Genomic DNA, 21324 nt, shown 5'->3' with positions numbered 1-21324 from the left:
CGTGGTCAGCGGTCGGCGGCGTGCGCCGGCTGTCCGTCGATTGCGTTCAGGATCTCGTCGACCCGCTGCGGCGTCAGCCGCGCATAGCGCTCGCGGTCGACGATCATGCAGGGCGCCTCCTCGCAGGCGGCCAGGCACTCTGCGATCCGCAGGGTGAACCGTCCGTCCGCGGTGGTCTGCCCGGAGCGGATCCCCAGACGGCCCTCGAGGTGTGCGCGGATGGCGTCCGACCCCGCCAGCATGCATGAGACGTTGGTGCACAGCTGGATGACGTGCCGGCCCACCGGCTCGGTGAAGATCAGCGAGTAGAAGGACGCCACCTCGGCCACCGTCTCGACGCTCAGCCCCAGCAGGGCCGCGACCTCGGCCATCGCCTCCGGCGGCAGCCAGCCGAGTTCGTCCTGCGCCCGCAGCAGTGCGGGCACCAGCGCCGAGCGCGCAATCGGGTAGCGGGTTTTCAGCGCTTCGATGTCGGCGCGCGCCTGCGCGGACAGCATCGCCATCACCGGTCGACGTCGCCCAGCACGATGTCGATGGACGCGATCGCGACGACGACGTCGGCGAGCATCCCCCCTCGGACCATCGTGGGCAGTGCCTGCAGGTTGGAGAACGAAGGCGCCCGCACCCGCACGCGCACGGGGCGGTTGGAACCGTCGGAGACGATGTAGTAGCCTTTCTCCCCGCGTGGGGACTCGACGGCGGCGTACGCCTCGCCGGGCGGCGGGTGGATCCCCTCGCTGACGAGCTTGAACTGGTGGATCACCGCCTCCATCGACCGCACCAGCTCGGCGCGCGGCGGGAGGGCGACCTTGCGGTCGTCGGCGATCACCGGGCCGTCGGGCAGCCGGTCCAGCGCCTGGAGCACGATCCGCCGCGACTGCCGCATCTCTTCCATGCGGACGAGATAGCGGTCGTAGGCGTCGCCGTTGCGGCCGACCGGGACATCGAACTCGTAGTCGTCGTAGGAGGAGTACGGGAAGGCCTTGCGCACGTCGTAGGCGATCCCCGACCCCCGCAGGACCGGACCGGTGACGCCGTAGGCGAGCGCGTCCGCGGGGCGCAGCACCGCCACGCCCTCGTGGCGTTCCCGCCAGATCAGGTTGTCGGTCAGCATCGCCTCGTACTCGTCCAGGTGGCGGGGCAGCTCCTCCAAAAAGCTCCGGACCTTCGGGAAGAACCCCTCCGGCAGGTCCCACTGCACGCCACCGATCCGGAAGTACCCAGGCATCATCCGCTGGCCGGACACCATCTCCGAGATCTCCATGAACTGCTCGCGGTCCCGGAAGCAGTACATCAAAAGGCTGCTCACGTTGAGGTCGATGCCCGTCGTCCCGAGCCAGACGAGGTGGCTGGCGATGCGGTTGAGCTCGCACATGATGAGGCGGATGACCTGGGCCCGCTTGGGGACCTCGATCCCCAGCAGCTTCTCGACCGCCAGACAGTACGCCATCTCCTCGTGGTAGCTGGAAAGGTACTCGATCCGGTCGACGAGTGTGATGTTCTGGTGGTAGGACCGGAATTCCATCTCCTTCTCGATGCCGGTGTGTAGGTATCCGATCACCGGACGGCAGGAGACGATGGTCTCGCCCTCCAGCTCCAGCACCAGACGCAGCACGCCGTGTGTGCTGGGGTGCTGGGGGCCCATGTTGATCGTCAACGTCTGACGCGTGAGCATCGACCTGTGCGCCGCCGGTCTCCGGGCCGCCGGCGACCGCCTTTCGCGTATCGGATGTCCACCTCGGGCGTCCGCTGCCTCCGGTCGTCCGCTTGCGGCCAGCGGGATCGTTCGCCCTACCGGCGCCTGGGCGGGACGTGCGGGACGATCTCGCTCGGCACCTTGGGGACGTGCCCCCTGAACTCTACGGGCTCCTCCGTCAGGGGGTAATCCCGCCGCAGCGGGTGGCCCTCCCAGTCGTCGGGCATCAAGATGCGCCGCAGGTCGGGGTGGCCCTCGAACCGGATCCCGAACAGGTCCCACACCTCCCGTTCGAACCACTCGGCGCCCGCGAACACCTCGACCGCGCTGGGCAGGACCGGGTCGTCGCCGGCCACCGGTGTCTTGATCCGCAGACGCTGCGTGCGCTCCAGGCTGAGCAGGTGGTAGACGATCTCGAACCGAGGCTCAACCGGGTGGCGGTCCCACGCCGTGAGGTCGAGCAGCATCTCGAACGCCCACGGGCGCGCCTTCACGGCCCGCAGCGCGTCCAGGATCCGCTCCCGCGCGACCGTCACCGTGGCATCCCCGCGGAACGCGTGCACCACCATGGCGGCCTCCCCGAAGCGCTCGGCCAGGAACTCCTGCACCGGGGTCATCGCCGCGCCCGCTGTCGGATCTTCTCCTGCAGCTTCATCAGCCCGTACAGCAGCGCCTCCGGCCGCGGGGGGCAGCCGGCGACGTAGACGTCCACGGGGACGATCTTGTCCACGCCCTGCACGAGGGCGTAGTTGTTGTACACGCCCCCGCAGGACGCGCAGTCCCCCATCGACAGCACCCACTTCGGTTCCAGCATCTGCTCGTAGATGTGCCGCAGCACCGGCGCCATCTTCTGGCTGACACGGCCGGCGACGATCATCAAATCGGACTGGCGCGGCGAGGCACGGAACGCTTCCATCCCGAACCGCGCGATGTCGAACTTCGACGTCGTGGTCGCGATCATCTCGATCGCGCAACAGGCCAGCCCGAACTGCACCGGCCACACCGACGAACTGCGCGCCCACGCCAGCATCCGGTCGACCGTCGTGGTCAGGACGTTGCGCTTGAGGCCCTCGTCTTCGGGAGCGATCACCGCCATTCCAGCCCTCCGCGCGCCCACTCGTAGACATAGCCGAGGCCCAGCAGGGCGATGAAGACCAGTCCGGCCCACAGCGCGGTCGGTCCCACTTCCCGCAGGACGACCGCCCACGGGTATAGGAAGACCGCCTCGACGTCGAACAGGATGAACAGCATCGCGATCAGGTAGTAGCGGATCGGGACGCGCTCGCGGGCCGATCCGATCGGCCACACGCCGGATTCGTAGGGCATCATCTTCTCCGGCGTGGGCCGGCGGCCGCCGACGAGCACGTGCAGTCCGAGCAGCGCCACCGCCACCGCGATCGACACGGCCAGGTGGACCAGAACAGGAACGTAGTCGGTCATCGCCCTCCCCGGGCCCGGTCTCGGCGCGACCGGCAATTGTCCGGTGCGCGCCGACCACACGAACGCCGGGCGCACGCGGGCCGCTCGTGCCGCACCCGCCCTGAGCCCGGCTACTTGCATCATCGCAACCGATGGGACGGAAATCAACGGGCGAGGGAGTTGGCCCAGCGCAGTCCGGGGAACCGGGCGAAGTCGCCGTCGGTGGTGTGCAGCACTGCCCCGTGCTCGATGGCCAACGCAGCGAGGTGTGCGTCCATCACGTCCTCGCCGAGCACGCCGGTCCGCACCAGCAGGTCCCTGAACACCGACCGGTGACGGCCCGCCGGTTGCCACGGGATGCGCATCATGATGTCAGCGTCGGCCGGCGGGCACGCCACAGCGGGGAGGCGGCGCGCAGCTGGGGCACGATCTCCCGCATCGCCCGGACCGTCTCGTCGACCTCCTCTGCGGTCGTCCAGCGGCCCAGCGTGAACCGCACGGTCCCCACGGCGACCTCCGGCGCCAGCCCGATCGCCGTCAGCACGTGGGAGGGTTCCAGGCTGCCGGACGTGCAGGCAGACCCGCTGCTGGCGGCGATGCCGCGCATGTCCAACGCCATCAGCACCGACTCGCTTTCGGTGCCCAAAAACGAGACGTTGGCGTTGTTGGGCAGGCGCTCGGTCGGATGCCCATTGTACGTCATCGCCTCGATCTCGCTTAGCCCGGCCACCAGGCGATCGCGCAGCGCCGCGATCCGCGCCTGCTCGACCCCGCGCTCGTCCAGCGCGATCTCGATCGCGCGCGCGAACCCGACGATGTCGGGCACGTTCTGCGTCCCGGCCCGCCGCCCGCGCTCTTGCGACCCCCCGCGCAGCAGGGGCGCGATGCGGGTGCCCTTGCGGACGTACAGCAGCCCCACGCCCTTGGGGCCGTACCGCTTGTGCGCGGACGCCGACAGCAGGTCCACCCCCAAGTCGTCGACGTCGATCGGGATCGCGCCGAACGACTGGGTGGCATCGGTGTGGACCAGCGCCCCGCGCTCCTTGGCGACCCGCGCGATCTCCGCCACCGGCTGCAAGGTGCCGATCTCGTTGTTGCTGTGCATCACCGACACCAAGACGGTGTCGTCCCGCACCGCCCGCCGCACCTCGTCGGGATCGACGCGCCCATGGCGGTCCACCGGCAGGACCGTGATCTCCCAGCCGCGCTCGCCCAGCCAGCGCGCCGGCTCCAGGACCGCGTGGTGCTCGATCGCGGAGACGACGATGTGCCGGCCGCGGTCCTCGTTCGCCAGGGCGCAGCCGATCACCGCCCAGTTGTCGGCCTCGGTGGCCCCGCTCGTGAAGACGACATCGGCCGGGCGAGCGCCCAGTGCCCGCGCCAGCAGCGCCCGCGCGCGGTCCACCGCCGCGCGGGCTTCCTGCCCGAACGCGTGCAGGCTGCTGGCATTGCCGAAAGCCTCCCCGAAGTACGGACGCATCGCCTCGACGACGCGGGGGTCGGTCGGCGTGGTGGCACCGTGGTCGAGGTAGATCGCCATCCCCGGCCATTATAGGAAATCGGCTGCGGCGTGGCACCGGAGTTGCTGCGCACTGCCTTCAGGACATAGCGACGCCATGGGGCGCTCCCTTCCCGGCGGCCTCCGGGGCTGGCTCACCGCGGTCATCCTGATCGCGGTCGTGCCGCTGGCCGCCCTGCTCCTGTTCGAGGCGGGCGGGCGGTACCGGCACAACACCGAGCAGGCCCGTCGGCAGACGCTGCAGGTGGCGCGGTTCGCCGCACTGGATCTTGAACGGGTCGTGGTCTCCGCCGCCCACAGCCTGGCCGCACTCGCACAAGTCGGGGTCGTCCGGAACCGGTCGGATGCGGCGTGCAACCGTTGGCTGGCAGCCGCGATCACCGCCGACCCGCGCTACGCCAACCTCGGTGTGGCCGAGCGCGACGGGCGGGTGTCGTGCAGCGCGCTGCCTTTGCGCAGACCGGTCAACGTCGCCGACCGCCGCTACTTCCGCGAGGCCGTGCGCACGGGAAGGTTCGCGATCGGCGAGTACCAGATCGGCCGTATAACCGGCAAGCCCACCCTCAACGTCGCCCTGCCGCTCCGGGACGCAGCCGGAGGCGTGCAAGCCGTCCTGTTCGCCGCCCTGGACCTCGCCCGTTTGCAGGAGGTCGCCGCCCGTGCCGCCCTGCCTGCCGGTTCTGTCATCTTGGTGATCGATGCCAACGGCACCATCTTGGTGCGGCACCCCGATCCGGAAGGCCTCACCGGTCGGACCCTCCGCGACGGCCACCTCCTCGCCGCCGCCGGGGCTAATTCCGCGGAACTCGCCGGACCGGACGGCGTGGTACGCGTGTACGGGTTCGAGCGGCTGCCGGGAGGACCGCAGGAGGCGGCGTTCGTCGCCGTCGGCATACCCCGCGACCCGCTGCTAGCACAACTGCGGCGCGACCTGGCCGGCCGGCTCGGCGTCGCCGTGGCCGTCGTCCTGGCCGCGCTGCTCGCTGCGTGGACGCTGGCCGACCGGTTCATCCTGCGGGGCGTAAACAGGCTGATCGCCGCCGCGGACCGGCTGGCGTCGGGGGAGTCCGCCGCGCGAACCGACCTCCGGCACGATGCTGGCGAAATCGGGAGGGTGGCCGCGGCGCTGGACCGGATGGCCGAGGCGGTCGAGCAGCGCGAGGCCGCGCTGCGGCGCGAGCGGCAGCGGGTGGCGCGCCAGGTTGAGCAGCTGGCCGCGCTGCGGCAGATCGACCTGGCCATCATCGAGACCCACGACCTGGCCACCACGCTGGACACAGTCGCAGATCAGGTGACCTCGCTGCTGTCCGTCGATGCCACCGACATCCTGCTGCTGCACCAAGCGACGCAGACGCTCCGGTACGCGGCCGGCAAGGGGTTTCGCCCCGACGAGGGGCAGCGTCCGGCGGTGCGCCTGAGTGAGGGGGTATCCGGCCGGCCGGTCATGGAGTCGCACACGGTGTTGGTCCCTGACCTGGCGAGCCTGCCGGATCCGATGCGGCCACACCCGATCGGCGCCGAGCGGTTCGTGACCTACATCGGGGTTCCGCTGATTGCCCGAGGCCAGGTGCGGGGCGTGCTCGAGGTCTTCCACCGCCGCCCGCTGCAGCCGGATGCGGACTGGATGGCGTTCCTGGAGACGCTGGCCGGCCAGACTGCGATCGCGATCGACAACGCGGTGCTGTTCTCCGACCTCCAGCGCTCCCACCAGGAACTCGCGCTGGCCTACGATTCCACCCTCGAGGGGTGGTCGCGCGCTCTGGATCTGCGGGACGAGCAGACCGAAGGGCACACCCTGCGCGTCACCAATCAGGTTCTGGAACTGGCACGCGCCGTCGGCATCCCGCAGGCCGAGCTGGTGCACGTGCGGAGGGGGGCGCTGCTGCATGACATCGGGAAGATCGGCATCCCGGACAGCATCCTCCGCAAACCGGGCCCGTTGACCGAAGCGGAATGGGAGGTCATGCGCCGACACCCCGTCTACGCTTACGAGCTGCTGTCGCCGATCGAGTTCCTGCGGCCGGCGCTGGACATCCCCTACTGCCACCACGAGAAGTGGGACGGCACCGGTTATCCCAGGGGGCTGCGCGGGGAGCAGATCCCGCTGGCAGCACGGGTGTTCGCGGTGATCGACGTGTACGACGCGCTGACCTCGGACCGGCCGTACCGCGCTGCCTGGCCGGAGGACAAGGCCGTCGCCTACATCCGCGAGCAGGCCGGAAAGCACTTCGATCCGGCGGTCGTCGAGGCGTTCCTCCGCATGCGCGAGGGCCACCGCGAAATGAAACGGGCGCTGCCTGCATGAAGCAACGCCCGCTCCGGCGGCTCCGGGAGCGTCCGAGCCGAGCCGCTCCCGGCGACCGCACATCCGTTGGGGTCCTCCTGCCCAGGTCGGCCCGCTGTGAAACCTGGTGGCGGCGTTGGGGAGCCCGGTCAGGGTGCCCCTAGGTCTTGGCCGGCTACTCCTCGAAATCCTCCCGCCGGAAGGCAGATTCAGGCAAACTGATCACCCGCGCCCCTCCCCTTCGGGGCGGCCGACGGCGCCGTATCCACAACCGGTCCTCCCACCCGGTAAAGCGCGGCCAGCCCTCCTGAACCGCGGCCCTCGCCTGCAGCGGAGAGAGCTTCTCCGTCTCGATCAGGTGGCGGAGGTGCTGGATCTGCTCGACGTCCCGCCAGGAGTACAACCGTCGTCTGCGGCGCCCGGCCCGCACCGGTGCGATCAACCCCTGCCGTTCCCAGCTGCGCAGTACGGCCGGCCGCAGACCGGTCAGAAGGGACACCAGGCCGATCGGAAACAGTTCGGTCGAGGGGTTCGACACGTCGGGCTCCAGAGGAGGTGGTACGGCTCCAGTATATCAGCGGGTCCTGCGGGTCAACACTGGACGTGTGTTCGCCCGCAGCGCGTATCGCGAACACGTGTACGCAAGGCTCGCGCAGCGCCGCCCTCGAACGTTGGAACCGTGCGCAGGACCGAGCGCCGGAAGGCGATTCCACTGCTGCTGCAGACCCGCGGAAGGATGCGGGCGGCGGACCTGGCACGACACTTCCAGGTGTCCAAGAGGACGATCTACAGGGACGTCAGAGCACTGGCCGCAGGGGGCGTCCCGGTAACCGGAATACCGGGTGTGGGCTACGCGCTGCGCGAGGCATTCGTGACGCCCCCAGAGGTCCTGGCGTTGGACGAATCCGACGCGGTCCGGCTCAGCGCGTTCATGGCGGCCACTGAGTCCGATCCGCCATTTGACAAGGCCCACCAGACGGCACTGTTCGCCGAAGTCGTGCCCCGCCCGCCGGCTGCCGCGCCCATGTACACGCGGCTGCGCCACGCCGTGGCTGCCCGCCGCGTGACGGCCGTCGCCACCGACGCCGAGGAACGCACCATCTGGCCGTTGGCACTGTTGCGGGTGCGCGGCGTGTGGTTCCTCGTGGCGCGTGAACCGGCCTTGGGGGAAGATCTCGCACTGCCATTGGACACCATCCGCGCCGCCCGGATCGGGCCGGAAGTCTTTGAACGCCCCGCGGACTTCAAAGTCGACGCGTGGGTGCCCCGGCCCCGCTCCGGCCATCAGATGGTCCGTGTGTGGACCGACCCCTTGCACGCCGCGATCGAACGGCATCGCGCCGCTGGACAACTGGTGGCAGACTATGAGCACCAGGGCGGTTTCGTGCTCGTCTATCACGTCCGCACCGTCCACGAACTGTGGCCCCGGCTGATGGGCTACGGTGGCTGGTTCCAGGTACTCCACCCGCCCGGGCTCCGGCGCGTGGTGGCGCGCGCCGCCCAGCAGATCGCCATCCGCCACCGCTAGGGCGACCGGGCCCGGCTTCAGTCCGACGGGGGTTCGTCCCGCTTGGATGGACCCGGTGTCTTTGTCGGCGGCAGTCCGGGAGTCGGCCGCAACAGGGGGACTTCCTGCCGCCGACGCCGCTCGAAGCGGCAGCGCGTCGTGTAGCCGGCTTGGAGGACGATCGCCTCCGCCCGTTCGAACGCATAGCCGACGTGCTCGATGCGGTGGGCATCGGAACTGATCACGATCGGAACCCCTGCCGAACGCAGCGCAGCCAGCAGGTCGGCAGACGGGTAGAGCTCACCGACCGGCTTGCGCCACCCCGCGGTGTTCACCTCAGCGCACAGCCCCTTGCACGACGCCGCAGCGGCGACCCGCTCGTGCCAATCCCGCATGTCGCCAGACGGTCGGTGCCCGAACACCTTGACGACGTCGGGGTGCGCGAGGACGTCGAACAGACCCGTCTGCACGGCCTCGCACAGCAGCCGGAAGTACTCCGCGTACACCTGTTGCGGAGCGTGCCGTTCCCACTCCCCGCGCTGCGCCGGGATGTCGAACCCCCACCACCCTCCGCTGCGGCCGCGGATCCAGTGCACGCCCACCAGCGCGAAGTCCCAGTCGTAGGCACCGATCCACCGCTCCAGCTCACGCTCGCATCCGGGGCAGTAGTCCCACTCCATCGCCGCCCTGATCGGTAGCCCTTCGCGGCGCGCGCCGTCCAGCAGCCGGAAGTACGCGTCGACGTCCCAGTTGCGCCGGCCGGGTACGTTACGCCCGTGGATCCACGCGTTGTCGGGAGGATAGATGGTACGGCACTGCACGAAGTTGTGGGCGTGCTCGGTGATCCCGATCTCGGTCACGCCCGCAGCCGCCGCCGCTTCGATCAACCGCAGCAGCGACGCCCGATCGAGGGCGTAGTTCTCCAGGTGGACGTGGTAGTCGGGGCGGGGGACGGTGTGCGGCGCAGGCGACCGCAGCGGGGGGTCGCGGTCCTGGCGGTCCGCGGTCTCGGTCATGCCCTCGCGGTCCGAATCCGCTGGGCCCAGATCGCGCCGTAGGGGTGGTGTGCCGCGTAGCGCCGGGCGATCCGCTCGGGGTCGTAGCCGCGCTCGACGCGCCGCAGCTGGACGTGCCACCGCCCGTCCCACGTGAACAGCGCGTACGCCGGCCGCGGATCCCAGTCGAACGGAAAGCCCACGGACCCCGGGTTCACGAGCACGCGGCCGCGCAGTTCCCGGCGATGCTGCTTGTGGACGTGCCCGTAGACGACCAGGTTGGCGCGTGCTTCTTCGAAGATGCGCTCGACCAGGTCTTCGGGGGCGTCCGGCTGTACCGCCTCCTCGATGTCCCACGGCGTCGCGTGCACAAGGTACAGGTCGTGCCCTTCTTCGGGCACCATGCGCAGCTGGAAGGGGAGCTCGGCGAGGTAGAGCATGTGGTCGCTGTCCAGGGACCTTCGCGTCCAGTCCAGCAGCGAAGCAGCAGGCCCGGCGGGTACTACTTCTTCTGTGATGTAGCGGTCGGTGTTGCCGAGGATGGCCGACCACTCTCGCTGGCGCAAAAAGTCGATGCACTCCGCCGGCTCCAGACCTCCCAGGCAGATGTCGCCGCCCACCAGCACGTGCTGCAGCCCCACCACTCGGTCCAGATCCCGCGCCACCGCCTCGAGGGCGGCCAAGTTGCCGTGGACGTCGCAGATGATGGCCAGCTTCACCGCACCAGCTCCACCAGGTCGCGCACGATCCGCGCGGTGGCTCCCCAGATCACATGTGGTCCGAAGTCGTAGAAGTACACGGGGTGGCGCTCGACGCCGCGCTCCCGCCACTCCAAGCGCAGGTTGCGGTCCTTGATGAAGAACGCCAGCGGCACACGCACCACTTCACCGATCTCCTCGGGCGCGATCCGCAGTTCGTAAGGATGGGGGACGCGGCCGACGAAAGGCCGGATCACAAAGCCGGACACCACGGTCGGTACGTCGTCCAGCTGACCCAGCAGTTCCACGTCGTCCGACGCGATCCCCACCTCCTCCCACGTCTCCCGCAGCGCCGCGTCGAGGGCGTCGCGATCGATCGGTTCGACCGCGCCTCCCGGGAACGAGATCTGGCCCTTGTGGGTGGCGACCCGGTCCGTCCTCTTCGTGAGCAGGACGAAGATTTGGCCGTTGCTCTCGTACAGCGGGACGAGGACGCCGGCGAGTCGATGGGCAGGGTCTTCGATTTGGCGGGGTCGGCGGGCGGCGAGTCGCTGGCGAATCTGCTCGATCCGAACCGCGCTGCTCCGCGCCTCCATGTCTAACCCGAGGCAGGCCACGACCCGGGACCGCCGCGCAGCCGCCGGGCCATCTCCTCCACGGCCTCCTCGTCCGGCGCACCGCCCCGGAAGGGAGCGGCCAGCAGGCGGGCCAGCCGCCGGAGCGGATGGTTCGGCGGGCGCCCCATGCTCAGGTCGAGCAGCCCCGCAACGACCAGCATCCCGTACATAGCCAGCACGAGGAAAAAGACGACCACCCAGAACAGGAACATGCGCCGCGACCTCCCGGCAGACATCATAGCAGGTGGGGCCCATCGAAGGTGAGCGGATCACTTCACTCGGCCGGCGGCCGGTCCGGGGGCAGCAACCGCAGCGGCGTCCGCCAGTAGATGCGCTCCAGCGCCCGCGGCGAGAGGTCGACGCCGCGCAGGACGGGCGGCCCCTGGCTGTCGGCGTCTTCGATCGGCAGGGGGCAGACGAGGTCGGTTTCCCAGAAGACTCGGTGGATCCAGTACCGAACGGTGTAACGGTGCGGCTCCGGATCGTGCAGGACGACCTGGTCGGTCCCGAACACGATTCGGTCGGCCCACCTGTCGAAGAAGGCCCTCGTGTGCTCGGGCTGCCTGCCGAGCTCGCGCACCATCCACTTCGTCGCGCTCGTGTCCACAACCAGGTTGGGATGGTCGCACAGCAGGCGATGCACGTGGTCCAGATGTTCGGGGTCGCCGGCCATGTGGGCCGCTTGGAACAGCACGCTGCGGTGGCGGGCCATGCGGGCTTCCAGCGGGGGATACTGATCCGCCTTCTTGCCCAAGCGCGCACGGCCGGCGTACTTCGTCGCGAACCACCGGTCCGGGTCGGAGACGTGGATCAGGACCGCCATGTCGTGCCGCTCGATGAACTCGAAGATGGGGTCCAGCGCCGGTGCGTCGGGGCGGGGGACCTCTCCCTCCACCCGGTCCGCGAGCCTGGGGGCCATCCACATCTTGACGATGCGCACTCCCTGTGCGTGCGCGGCGTGCAGCGTACGCAGGTTGTCGGAGACGAACCGGCCGGGGCGGCCCCAGTGGGTCCAACGGATCGGCACGGCGATCTGGACTTCGGGGAAGCGATCCCTGGCCCGCAGCTCGGTGGCGAGATCGGCAATCGCGACGAACCGCGCGATCCCGTACAGCCTGCCGGCTGCGACCAGCTGGGCGTTGGCGTCGGACGCCGGCATCCGACGCGCAGTCCGACCGGCACGTCGCCGAGGGCTCCTGCTCGGCCTCACCGCGAAGTGGGTGTGCATGTCCGCGATCGGGCAGTCCACCTTGCGGGGCGGAGGGTTCGCGAACCCCTCCCGCCGCGCGGATTCGAGCAGCGCCAGACCCCGTTCCATGCCTATACCTTGTATACCGAATCCGTGTGCGGCACAAGATGTAGCGCACAAACTGAGCCAGCGATACGACATGTGGATAACCGGGGAGGTTGTTCACAGCCCAGCACCGAATCACAGGAGCGAGGCGATCCCAGCGAGGAGGGCGGCCCGCCATGATCGAGTACTTGAACCTGCTGCGCACGGTGCTGGAACGAGGGCGCTTCAGGCCGGACAGGACCGGCACCGGCACTTACTCTGTGTTCGGCGCGCAGGTGCGGTTCTCCCTGAAGGCCGGCTTTCCGCTGGTCACGACCAAGAAGGTCCACTTCAAGTCCGTCGTCTACGAGCTCCTGTGGTTCCTGAGGGGAGACACCAACGTCGGTTATCTGCGCGACCACGGGGTGACCATCTGGGACGAGTGGGCGGACGAGCAGGGGGACCTCGGCAGGATCTACGGCGCCCAATGGCGGGGCTGGCGGGCGCCGGACGGCCGGACGATCGACCAGATCGACCGCGTGATCTCCGAGATCCGCACCAACCCGCACAGCCGCCGCTTGGTCGTCAGCGCGTGGAACGTCGGAGAACTGCACCAGATGGCGCTGCCGCCCTGCCACGTGCTGTTCCAGTTCTACGTGCACGACGGCGAGCTCAGCACGCAGGTCTACCAGCGCAGCGCGGACGTCTTTTTGGGCGTACCGTTCAACATCGCGTCGTACGCCCTGCTGACGCAGATGGTCGCGCAGGTATGCGACCTCACACCGTCCGAACTCGTGTACACCTTCGGCGATTTGCATCTGTACAGCAACCACGTCGAGCAGGCCCGCATCCAGCTCTCGCGCCAGCCGCGACCGCACCCGCGGGTGCGGCTGAATCCCGCCGTCCGGGACATCTCCGAGTTCCGCTATGAGGACATCGAGCTGATCGGTTACGACCCCCACCCACCGATCAAGGCGCCCGTGGCGGTGTAGCGCCCGACCAAGTTCGAAAACCTCCCCCGCGGCAGGTCAACAGGCTGACGTCCCGGTCAGGGCGGTAGGTGGGCCACCATGTAGAGGATACGCCGTGTGCCGAACAGCCACCGCTGCCACAGCAACCGGTGGCGGCGCACGACCCGAAAACCCAAAGACGCGTACAGACGCACCGCGGCGTTGTTGCCCTCGACGACGTACAGCGCCACCCGCGTGCGCCCGGCGCGCCGCGCCGCCGCCATCGCGGCGGTCACCAGCGCGCGACCCACGCCCCGCCCCCGCGCCTGCGGCAGGACGGCCACCGCCTCGATCACGCCCGTAGCGGCGTCCGGCGAGGACGACCCCAACGACGTCAGCAAGAGCAGGGCGCGCAGCGACTCCCATACGGAAAGCCGTCGGCGCAGCACGGGCCACAGCACCGGGGGAGGCGGTGGCTCCAGCACGAGGGTCGCCGTGCCCACGATCTGCCCTGCGCGCTGGGCGACGTAGACCGTCCCGGTCGGGGGCAGATCGGCGAGGATGCGCGCCGTCCGCTCGCGATCTTGACCGAAGATCGGCCCGAACTTCTCCGGAAATCCCTCCGCCAAAACACGCCCCACCGCGGCGCGGTCGGTGTCGGCCGCCGGCCGCACAACCAGCTCGTCCTCATGATCCCCGCCCGCCGACGGCTGGTGGGCGGTCGGAGAGGGGCCTTGGCGGTGGGTGGCCGGGTGTGGGGTATCCGTCAACGTCCGATTCCGTCCACGTTTGACATCCGACCCCGACCGGTCGCCATCCGGTGCGGCGCTCCCGCGCGAGCAGGACGTACCGGCCCCGCCCGCCAGGACGCCTCAGTCAGACGGCATACGCGCGGCCCCGTTCACCCTCGGTCTGGCCGGTCAACCGGTTCCCGCGCGTCACCCAGGTCGCCCGAAGCGGCGGACCCGGCGAGCAGGGGCGAAGGCCGCAGGGCGCCTGTGTACACGCCGGCCAGCAGCAGACTCCCGCCGGCGACCAGAGCCGGCGTCACGTCCTCGCCGCCCAGCCACACGCCCAGGGTCACGGCCACGAAGGGCATCAGCGGCAGCGCGTACGCGGTGGCCGACGCGGTCCAGCGGCGGACGACGAACAAGAACAGCCCGAACATCCCCATTGAGCCCGCGAGCACCAAGTAGACGAGCGCCCACCACGTCTGGGCTCTCTGCGGGATGGTCCACGCCTCCCCGAACGCGGCCGACAGGGCGAACAGCAGCACCGCCCCGACCGTCATGCCCACCGCGTTCGTGGCGACCGGATGGCTGCGGGGCAGCGTCTTGGCGATCACGCTGCCCTCGGCCGCGCACACCGCTCCCCCGACGATCGCCAGCATGTACACAAACGGCGCGGCCCCTGCGCCAGCGCCGCCGGACATCAGCGCGATGCCGGCCACGGCCAGCATCCCACCGCCGATGCCGCTCCACCGAAACCGCTCCTGGCCGTGGGCGACCGCCAGCAGAAAGGCAAGCAACGGCACCGCAGCCATAAGGACCGACGCCAGGCCGGCGGTCACGCGCGCGAGCCCCACGTACAACAGGGCATAGGCCAGTCCAAAGCTGAGCGCGCCGTACACCGCGCTGCCCTGCAGCCCCGCGCCCCGAGGGAGAGCAAGTCGGCCGACGGCCGCAACCGCCAGGAGCAGCAGCGCCGCGGCGGCGAACCGCACCGCCGCCCCGAACATCGGGGCGAGTTCCTGGTTGCTGATCCGGACGGCGAGGAAGTTCACGCCGCCGATCAGCACGATGAGCGCGAACGCGCTCAGCGTCAGACGATCTGCCCGCATGGATGCCCCCGCGGGCGCACCGCAACGCCGCCGGTCATGCCCGTGTCCCGGCGAGCAGACGCGCCACTCCCTCCAAAAAGACGCGGTCGCGCTCGTCGAACGCGTCCAGCCGGTCGCTGTCGATGTCGATCTCGCCGACCACCCTTCCGTCGGCGACGATCGGCACGACGATCTCCGACTTGGTGTAGGGGAAACACGCAAGGTAGCGAGGGTCGCGAGAGACATCGGGGACGATTTCCGTCCGACCGGAGGCGGCGGCTGCACCGCACACGCCCATCCCGATCGGAATCCGCGTGTGCTCCGTCGCCTCCGGACCGCGCCACGGTCCCAGCACCAGCTCGTCGCCTTCGACCCAGTATATCCCCACCCAGGTGTAGTGGGGGAAGTTCTCCTGCAGGTAGGCCACCACGCGTTCGGCCCCCTCTGGGCCCGGATGGTGTTCGAGGATCCCCCGTACTCCGTCCAGCCAGGCCTTGGTCTCCATGCCCGCCTCCTTCCGGTCGATTATGCCACGCCGCGCAGCCGCGGGCGCAGCGCCAAGGCGACCACGGCGGTGAGGGCCCCTCCCAGGGTCAGCGACGCGGGAACCCCCACGAAGGCTGCGAGCGCGCCCAGGGGGAAGCTGCCGAGGGCGAACATCCCGAACGCGGTCATCGAGTACAGGCCCATCGCCCGACCCCGCATCCCCGGGTCCACGCTCGTCTGGACGAGGGCGTTGGCGGACGACATCGCCACGGACTGGAACAGACCGGTCGCAACCAGGAGGAGCAATGCCGGCCACAGACCCCCAGACAGGGCGAACAGGACCACGCACGCACCGAACCACAGCGTCGCCCCGGACAGCAACCGGCCGCGGCTGCGGCCCACCACGCGCGACACGTACCACGCGGACAGCACCGTCCCCAGCCCCGGTGCCGCCTGCAGCAGGCCGAGCCCCGTGGCGTCGGTGTGCAGGACCTCGCGCGCGAACGCCGGCATCAACCGAAAATAAGGCCGGCCGAAGAAGTTCAACACCGCCACCGAGAGCAATGCCCACAGCACGACGCGATTCGTACGCAGCAGCGCAAACGCCTCACGGATCTCCTCAAAGACCCGGTCGCCCGACGCCACCTCCCGCCGCGCCGTGGGGCTCATCCGCGCCAACGCGACCAACACGCCAGCGTACGACAGCGTGTTGATCGCAAAGCAGCCGGCCTCCCCCACGACGGCGATCAAGGCGCCTCCCAGCGACGGCCCGAAAATGCCCGCGCCGTTGAACGCCACGGAGTTGAGGCTGACGGCCTGCAGCACCTCGTCTTCCTCCACCAGCGCCGGCACCATCGAGTGACGGGCAGGCATGTCGAACGACATCACCACCGAGTTGAGCGCCGCGATGAGGATCACGTGCCACACCTCGACGACGCCGGTGACCGTGAGCAGCGTGAGGACCAGGGCGCTGGCGGCCAAAAAGGCGTTGGTCCAGAATAGCAGCGCGCGGCGGTCCCACCGATCCGCCAGCGCGCCGCCGACGACGGCGAAGACCAGGCGGGGCAATCCCTGGCACAGCGCGAGGAGTCCGAGGTAGAAGGGTGACAGCGTCAACCGGTCGATCAGGTATCCCACCGCGACGAACTGCATCCACGATCCGGTGTTGGAGACGAGCAACCCCGTCCACAGCAGCCGGAAGTCGCGGTGCCGCAAGGGAGCCAGCATGCTGCGGGGGCGGGCGACCGCGGGATCGACCCGCATGGAAGGGAGGTCCGGCCGGCCGGATCCGAGCCGGCTCATTCTTCGGCGTCGGCGACCGGCACGTCCCGGCGGTAGACGAGTCCTTGCATCGTCGCGACGCGCCGACCCTGCGCGTCGCGCACCTCGACGCGGTAGGAAGCCACCGTGCGCCCCAGGTGCTCCTCGGAGCACTCCGCCACCAGGCGCCCGGGGGCGGGCACGCGGTGGAAGTGCACGTTGACCGACAGGGCCACGGCCCGACGGTCGTGGGAGTTGCTGGCCACCGCGAACGCCGCGTCGGCCAGCGAGAAGATCGCCCCGCCGTGGACGACACCGTGGAAGGTACGGTGTTGGGGCCCCAGTTCCATGCTCACCCGGGCCCAGCCGGGCCGCACGTCCTCGACTTCCATCCCCAACAAGCGCGCGTAGGGATCGGCGCGAAAGGTCTGCAAGAGGTCCGCCACGGCGTTCACATCTTCCGCAGGTCCACGACTCGGCGCAGCTTGCCGCCCTCGCTGCGCGGCACGGTGCCGGGGGCCATCAGCGTGACCTTGGTGGAGATCCCCAGCACGCCGTAGATCGCCTCGTGGGCCCGCTGCAGGAGGTTCTGCACCCGCTCGTCGGCGGGATCCAGCACGCCGCCGATGCCGTTGAAGTACAGGTCGTCCACCTCGATCCGCACCTCCAGCTCGTCCAGCGTCCGCTCCCGGGTGACGACCAGTTGGTAGTGCGGCGTCAGTTGCGGGAGTCCGACGATCGCGGCTTCGACCTGCGAGGGGTAGACGTTGACGCCGCGCACGATGAGCATGTCGTCGGTGCGGCCCACCACCCGTGACATCCGCACGTGGGTGCGTCCGCAACGGCACGGCTCCGGATTCAAAGACGCGATGTCACCGGTGCGGTAACGGATCACCGGCAGCGCTTCCTTGGTCAGCGTGGTGAAGACCAGCTCGCCCTGCTCCCCATACGGGAGCGGCTCGCCGCTGTGGGGGTCGACGACCTCGACGAGGAAGTGGTCCTCAAAGACGTGCGATCCGTCCTTGGCTTCGACGCACTCGTTGCTCACGCCGGGACCGATCACCTCGCTGAGCCCGTAGATGTTCACCGCGGTGATCCCCAACTTCTCTTCGATCTGGGATCGCATCTGCTCGGTCCACGGCTCGGCGCCGAGTACCCCGTACCGCAGCCGCAGGTCGCCCGCCCGGACCCCACGGACAGCCAGCGCCTCGGCCAGCGTGAGCGCGTACGAAGGCGTACACGCGATGACCCGGGCCCCGAAGTCCTGCAGCAGCATGATCTGCCGTTCGGTGTTACCACCGGAGACCGGCACGATCGTCATCCCCAATCGCTCGGCGCCGTAGTGCATCCCCAGGCCGCCCGTGAACAGCCCGTACCCGTACGCGTTCTGAAAGACGTCGCCGGGCCGGCCCCCAGAGGCCGCCAGGCAGCGGGCGCAAACCTCGGCCCACACCTCGATGTCAGCCCGCGTGTACCCGACCACCGTCGGCTTGCCGGTCGTCCCCGAGGACGCGTGGATGCGGACCACGCGGTCCAGCGGCACGGCGAACAGGCCGAACGGATAGTGGTCTCGGAAGTCGCTCTTGAACATGAACGGCAGGCGCGAAAGATCCTCTAGGTGTCGAATGCCGTCGGGGCTCACCCCGGATGCGTCCATGCGCTCCCGAAAGACCGCCACGCGATCGTACGCGTACCGGACGACGTGCTGCAGCCGCTCCAGCTGCAGCCGCTCGAGCACAGGCCGCGGCATCGTCTCAGCTTGGGGGTTCCAGATCATACCGCAGGGGGTTTCTCGCCGGCCGCACGGCTTTCCTGTCGGGGGTGCGCGTACAGTGCCGTCGGATACTAGAGGTGGTCGGATCCGGGGTTCGGACGAGGTCGGTGACGTGGGGAGGTGGGCAGATGCGTGCCCTCTTGCTGGCAGCGGTCTTGATGGTCCTGTCCGCAGGGGCCTGGGCCCAGCCGTCTGCGTTCGAGGACGTCCCGCCGTGGCACTGGGCCTTCGAAGCCGTCCGGAGCGCGGCCACGGCGCAGATCACGATCGGCTACCCGCGGAACGACCGGGATCTGGCCGCCAACGCCGTCGTCCAGGTTTACGAGGCGTTCGCCCACCCCATGCATCCACAGGCGAGGGCGTGGGCGGAGAGGTTCCTCGTCAATCTGCCGGCGGACTGGCCGCGTCCGCTGCAACGCTCCCCGCTGCGGGCCTATCGACTGGAACAGATGCAGGTGGAGATCTCCGCCGGTGCGGGTGTGGCGTCGTTCGTCGCCATCGCACGCCTGGCGGACGGGCAGGTCGCGCGGGATGCGCTGCGCGTTCGGGTCCGCGCAGATGACGAACGGCGGTGGCGGGCCGAGTACCCCGACTTCGCCACGGGCCAGCCACGGGTGTTTCGTTGAACCCGCTGGACGAGGGGGTGCAGACGTACGCCGATCCCCTCGGGCGCTGGATCGGCATCGTCGTGTTCCTGTCCGGGGTGGCCCTGCTGGTCACCGTCTTCGTCATCGCCTACCGCGAACTGACCGCCAGCGGCGACGCCGGTTGGTTCTCGCGTCTGTTCAACCTGCCCGGCGCGCTGTTCTACAAGGGTGGGCTGCTGTTCATCATGGGCGCGGTGGGCTCGCTCGTGGCGAACAAGGGAATCGCCCTGTACCGCGCCGCCTGGCGCGGACGCGACTGACGGGCATCAGCCCTTCCACTGCGCCGCGCGGACGTGGGCGCCGCCCTCGGGACACGTGTCCAGGTAGTCGCACCACGCGCACTGCCTGCCCGGTGCAGCCGGCCACGTCCGGTCGGAGAGGCCGCCGGCACCGCCACGCGCTCACGGTGCTCCAGGAACACGAACTCCACTTCCCGCACCGGCCGGCCCAGGCGCTCCTGCACGCTCAGGATGTACACCGCGGCAGCGACCTCCAACGCGACTGTCGGTCCTCGTGGCGGGGCGGCGAGCCGGTCTTGTAGTCGACGATCCGCACCCCCTCGCCGACCGGATCCACGCGATCGACGCGCGCCACGAACAGCAGGCCGTCGTCGCGCGCCTCCACGTAGCCCTCGAGCATCACCGGCTGCGCGGCGGGCAGCGCGAACAGACGACGCAGCGCTTCATGCACCAGGCCGCCCATCGCCAACGACGCACACGGCCGCGCCGGCAGGCCCAGCACGTGGCGTAAGTGGTAGCGCTTGGAGCACGCACGGTACGTGGTCAGAGCCGAGGGAGACAGGCGCGCCATCCCCCCCGGACAGTGTCCGACCGTGTGGCCGCTGTCAAGGGGATCGCGGCCGGGCGGGTCGGCCCAGGACGGCGAGGAACATGGGACTGTGGCGGGGCGCGCGCGGCGCGAAGAACGCGGCGACTTCGTCGTCGTAGAACGTCAAGGCCGTCGCCCGCAACCCGAGGGCGTGCGCGGCGAGGTAGGTTCGACCGCCGCGGATGCCGCCTTCCAGCTGGACCGCCCGGTAGCCGCGGTTGCCCAGCCTGGCCAGGACGGCTTCGACGTCTGCCATGAAGTAGATGTTGACCGCCGCTTGCGCCGCGGCCGACTGTTCGAGGGCCAGGTAGCCCGCTTCCGCGCGGAAGTCGCCCCGTCGCAAGGCCTCTAGGACTCTGTGCCCGCGGAGGTACCTGTACGTCCCGGCCGGCAGGCCGCCCACGGCGTTGACGATCAGGTACGCCGTAGTGAGCGCCGCCGCGGGCTCGAGAAAGTCCGCCGGAAGGTCCGTCCCGATGGCGTGCAGGACCGCCGCGAGGTGGTCAAAGGACACCGGCTCGGCAGAGAACCAGCGCGTGGACCGGCGCTTGCGGATCGCCTCCTCGATGGGGGCGGCGGCGAGCGTCGGATTCGGGGCCGGCAAAGGGACCAGCGAACCCACAGCATCTCGTGTCTGCGCCAGGCCGTCGCGCTCGCGCCAGCGCGCGACTTCCTCCGCACGCCCAAGACAGGAAGCCTCCTGCATCCTCACGATCTCGGGGTACTCGACTTCGCGTCGCGACGGCGGCGGCGTGGGCAGGTCCAAGGGCAAGACCGTGGGCGCAGGCGGCGCCGGCGCCGACGCGCCGAGGGCCACGAGGGCGACAGCAGCCTCCCGCCGTCCGTCGACACCCAGGAGCCGGTGCACGCGCTCGTCGACGAAGCCGAGCACGACGCGGGCGACCAGGCCGAGGGCGGAGGCCACCGCGAGCAAGTTCGCGAGCATCGTCCCGGTGTCCCAGAACGCGTGCCGGTACGCGCGTGCCCCGTACTTCCAGGCGTTGCGCCAGAAGGTGCTCGTGCAGACCAGCACCACCGGCGCTGCGGCGACCGAGCCCTCGCCGGCCGTCGCCTCCGCCAACTCGCCGCGCACGTCCCCGGCGCGCAAGCGGCGCAGCGCGAACTCCGGGACGTCGAAGTGGTACAGACCCCCCGGCAGGTCGACCAGATCGGCGCACGCGACGTATACCTCCACGTGGTACAGCGCGCCGGTGCACGGAGCGGCTCGGTAGGCGACGACCTCGCTGTCGTATCGGACGCGCCGCAGGATCCCCGCCGACCAGCGGAGGATGTGCGCGAGCGCCACCAGATCCGGCGACCGTCCGAGGGGCGTTGGGATGCCCATCACAGCCGCAAGCGCCGGCGTCGGTGAGGGTCCCAGATCCTGGGGCAGTGTTATCGGATCGAGGGTCGGGTAGGTCTTGTAGGGCAGGGGCCGGTTCGCCCAGTCGAGCCGATGCCCCGGGCGCCGCACGCTGGCGTAGGAGTGCTTGGTGACCTCGTGGTACGTGCGCGCGGCCCGGACGTCCTCGTTGGCGGTCATCCCTGCGTC

Annotated in this window: 26 protein-coding genes; 5 read left to right on the top strand and 21 right to left on the bottom strand. The window is 69.9% G+C overall.

Annotated features, from left to right (window positions below):
- Positions 1-5: 5 nt before the first annotated feature.
- The 7 genes from nuoE to QN163_02270 all read right to left on the bottom strand — a co-directional run bounded on the left by nuoE (position 6) and on the right by QN163_02270 (position 4655).
- A complete protein-coding gene (nuoE, locus tag QN163_02300) occupies positions 6-503 on the bottom strand; it encodes an NADH-quinone oxidoreductase subunit NuoE (GenBank protein MDR5682847.1) in 498 nt (165 codons plus the stop codon).
- Entirely contained in the window at positions 503-1675 is a 1173-nt protein-coding gene (nuoD, locus tag QN163_02295) for an NADH dehydrogenase (quinone) subunit D (protein ID MDR5682846.1), read from the bottom strand. Before nuoD ends, nuoE begins: the two co-directional genes overlap by 1 nt.
- A 116-nt stretch (positions 1676-1791) precedes the next feature.
- A complete protein-coding gene (locus tag QN163_02290; GenBank protein MDR5682845.1) occupies positions 1792-2313 on the bottom strand; it encodes an NADH-quinone oxidoreductase subunit C in 522 nt (173 codons plus the stop codon).
- Positions 2310-2792: an NADH-quinone oxidoreductase subunit B family protein gene (locus QN163_02285; protein ID MDR5682844.1), complete on the bottom strand. Its 483-nt coding sequence runs from the start codon at positions 2790-2792 to the stop codon at positions 2310-2312. The genes QN163_02290 and QN163_02285 overlap by 4 nt, the downstream gene beginning before the upstream one ends.
- Positions 2783-3136, bottom strand: coding sequence for an NADH-quinone oxidoreductase subunit A (ndhC, locus tag QN163_02280; GenBank protein ID MDR5682843.1), 354 nt, complete (start codon positions 3134-3136; stop codon positions 2783-2785). The genes QN163_02285 and ndhC overlap by 10 nt, the downstream gene beginning before the upstream one ends.
- A 143-nt stretch (positions 3137-3279) precedes the next feature.
- Complete coding sequence (locus QN163_02275; protein ID MDR5682842.1) at positions 3280-3483, bottom strand: hypothetical protein; 204 nt, start codon at positions 3481-3483, stop codon at positions 3280-3282.
- Positions 3480-4655 (bottom strand): cysteine desulfurase family protein, encoded by a 1176-nt coding sequence (locus tag QN163_02270; protein MDR5682841.1) that lies wholly within the window; start codon positions 4653-4655, stop codon positions 3480-3482. Before QN163_02270 ends, QN163_02275 begins: the two co-directional genes overlap by 4 nt.
- A 76-nt stretch (positions 4656-4731) precedes the next feature.
- Between QN163_02270 and QN163_02265 the strand changes: the two genes are divergently transcribed.
- Positions 4732-6939 carry an HD domain-containing phosphohydrolase gene (locus QN163_02265; protein MDR5682840.1) on the top strand — a complete coding sequence of 736 codons (2208 nt, stop codon included), beginning with the start codon at positions 4732-4734 and terminating at the stop codon, positions 6937-6939.
- 154 nt (positions 6940-7093) lie between these two features.
- Here QN163_02265 and QN163_02260 read toward each other — a convergent pair whose 3' ends face one another.
- A complete protein-coding gene (locus QN163_02260) occupies positions 7094-7456 on the bottom strand; it encodes a MerR family transcriptional regulator (protein MDR5682839.1) in 363 nt (120 codons plus the stop codon).
- Between the two features lie 141 nt (positions 7457-7597).
- Here QN163_02260 and QN163_02255 point away from each other — a divergent pair, with 141 nt between their 5' ends.
- Complete coding sequence (locus QN163_02255; protein MDR5682838.1) at positions 7598-8446, top strand: WYL domain-containing protein; 849 nt, start codon at positions 7598-7600, stop codon at positions 8444-8446.
- 17 nt (positions 8447-8463) lie between these two features.
- Here QN163_02255 and QN163_02250 read toward each other — a convergent pair whose 3' ends face one another.
- From QN163_02250 to QN163_02230, 5 genes are all read right to left on the bottom strand, one after another.
- Positions 8464-9441 (bottom strand): histidinol-phosphatase, encoded by a 978-nt coding sequence (locus QN163_02250; protein MDR5682837.1) that lies wholly within the window; start codon positions 9439-9441, stop codon positions 8464-8466.
- Positions 9438-10139 (bottom strand): metallophosphoesterase family protein, encoded by a 702-nt coding sequence (locus tag QN163_02245; GenBank protein MDR5682836.1) that lies wholly within the window; start codon positions 10137-10139, stop codon positions 9438-9440. The genes QN163_02250 and QN163_02245 overlap by 4 nt, the downstream gene beginning before the upstream one ends.
- On the bottom strand, positions 10136-10714 hold the full coding sequence (locus QN163_02240) for a CoA pyrophosphatase (GenBank protein ID MDR5682835.1): 579 nt from the start codon (positions 10712-10714) through the stop codon (positions 10136-10138). Before QN163_02240 ends, QN163_02245 begins: the two co-directional genes overlap by 4 nt.
- A gap of 2 nt (positions 10715-10716) precedes the next feature.
- Positions 10717-10947: a hypothetical protein gene (locus tag QN163_02235; protein ID MDR5682834.1), complete on the bottom strand. Its 231-nt coding sequence runs from the start codon at positions 10945-10947 to the stop codon at positions 10717-10719.
- Positions 10948-11009: 62 nt separating this feature from the next.
- Positions 11010-12053 carry an amidohydrolase family protein gene (locus QN163_02230; protein ID MDR5682833.1) on the bottom strand — a complete coding sequence of 348 codons (1044 nt, stop codon included), beginning with the start codon at positions 12051-12053 and terminating at the stop codon, positions 11010-11012.
- Positions 12054-12205: 152 nt separating this feature from the next.
- Here QN163_02230 and QN163_02225 point away from each other — a divergent pair, with 152 nt between their 5' ends.
- Positions 12206-13000, top strand: a complete 795-nt coding sequence (locus QN163_02225) for a thymidylate synthase (GenBank protein MDR5682832.1) — start codon at positions 12206-12208, stop codon at positions 12998-13000.
- A gap of 56 nt (positions 13001-13056) precedes the next feature.
- Here the strand turns inward: QN163_02225 and QN163_02220 are convergent, their stop codons facing one another.
- The 6 genes from QN163_02220 to QN163_02195 form a co-directional block, all read right to left on the bottom strand.
- Positions 13057-13728 (bottom strand): GNAT family N-acetyltransferase, encoded by a 672-nt coding sequence (locus QN163_02220; protein MDR5682831.1) that lies wholly within the window; start codon positions 13726-13728, stop codon positions 13057-13059.
- Between the two features lie 131 nt (positions 13729-13859).
- On the bottom strand, positions 13860-14798 hold the full coding sequence (locus QN163_02215) for an EamA family transporter (protein ID MDR5682830.1): 939 nt from the start codon (positions 14796-14798) through the stop codon (positions 13860-13862).
- A gap of 34 nt (positions 14799-14832) precedes the next feature.
- Entirely contained in the window at positions 14833-15282 is a 450-nt protein-coding gene (locus QN163_02210; protein ID MDR5682829.1) for a GAF domain-containing protein, read from the bottom strand.
- A gap of 20 nt (positions 15283-15302) precedes the next feature.
- Positions 15303-16526, bottom strand: coding sequence for an MFS transporter (locus QN163_02205; GenBank protein ID MDR5682828.1), 1224 nt, complete (start codon positions 16524-16526; stop codon positions 15303-15305).
- A gap of 35 nt (positions 16527-16561) precedes the next feature.
- On the bottom strand, positions 16562-16978 hold the full coding sequence (locus QN163_02200; protein MDR5682827.1) for a PaaI family thioesterase: 417 nt from the start codon (positions 16976-16978) through the stop codon (positions 16562-16564).
- Positions 16975-18300: a phenylacetate--CoA ligase gene (locus tag QN163_02195; protein MDR5682826.1), complete on the bottom strand. Its 1326-nt coding sequence runs from the start codon at positions 18298-18300 to the stop codon at positions 16975-16977. Before QN163_02195 ends, QN163_02200 begins: the two co-directional genes overlap by 4 nt.
- 125 nt (positions 18301-18425) lie before the next feature.
- On the opposite strand from QN163_02195, the gene QN163_02190 reads away from it, so the two are divergent.
- Positions 18426-18923, top strand: coding sequence for a hypothetical protein (locus QN163_02190; GenBank protein MDR5682825.1), 498 nt, complete (start codon positions 18426-18428; stop codon positions 18921-18923).
- Positions 18920-19204: a hypothetical protein gene (locus QN163_02185; GenBank protein MDR5682824.1), complete on the top strand. Its 285-nt coding sequence runs from the start codon at positions 18920-18922 to the stop codon at positions 19202-19204. The genes QN163_02190 and QN163_02185 overlap by 4 nt, the downstream gene beginning before the upstream one ends.
- A gap of 205 nt (positions 19205-19409) precedes the next feature.
- On the opposite strand, the gene QN163_02180 is transcribed toward QN163_02185, so the two are convergent.
- Together QN163_02180 and QN163_02175 are read right to left on the bottom strand one after the other, a co-directional pair.
- Positions 19410-19754 (bottom strand): PD-(D/E)XK nuclease family protein, encoded by a 345-nt coding sequence (locus tag QN163_02180; GenBank protein ID MDR5682823.1) that lies wholly within the window; start codon positions 19752-19754, stop codon positions 19410-19412.
- Between the two features lie 34 nt (positions 19755-19788).
- On the bottom strand, positions 19789-21315 hold the full coding sequence (locus QN163_02175; protein ID MDR5682822.1) for a SagB/ThcOx family dehydrogenase: 1527 nt from the start codon (positions 21313-21315) through the stop codon (positions 19789-19791).
- Positions 21316-21324: the final 9 nt, after the last annotated feature.

This window comes from Armatimonadota bacterium (genome assembly GCA_031432545.1).
Taxonomy (GTDB): domain Bacteria; phylum Sysuimicrobiota; class Sysuimicrobiia; order Sysuimicrobiales; family Sysuimicrobiaceae; genus Caldifonticola; species Caldifonticola tengchongensis.
Note: the sequence above shows the minus strand (reverse complement) of the source record. Positions and strands in the feature narration are given on the sequence as shown.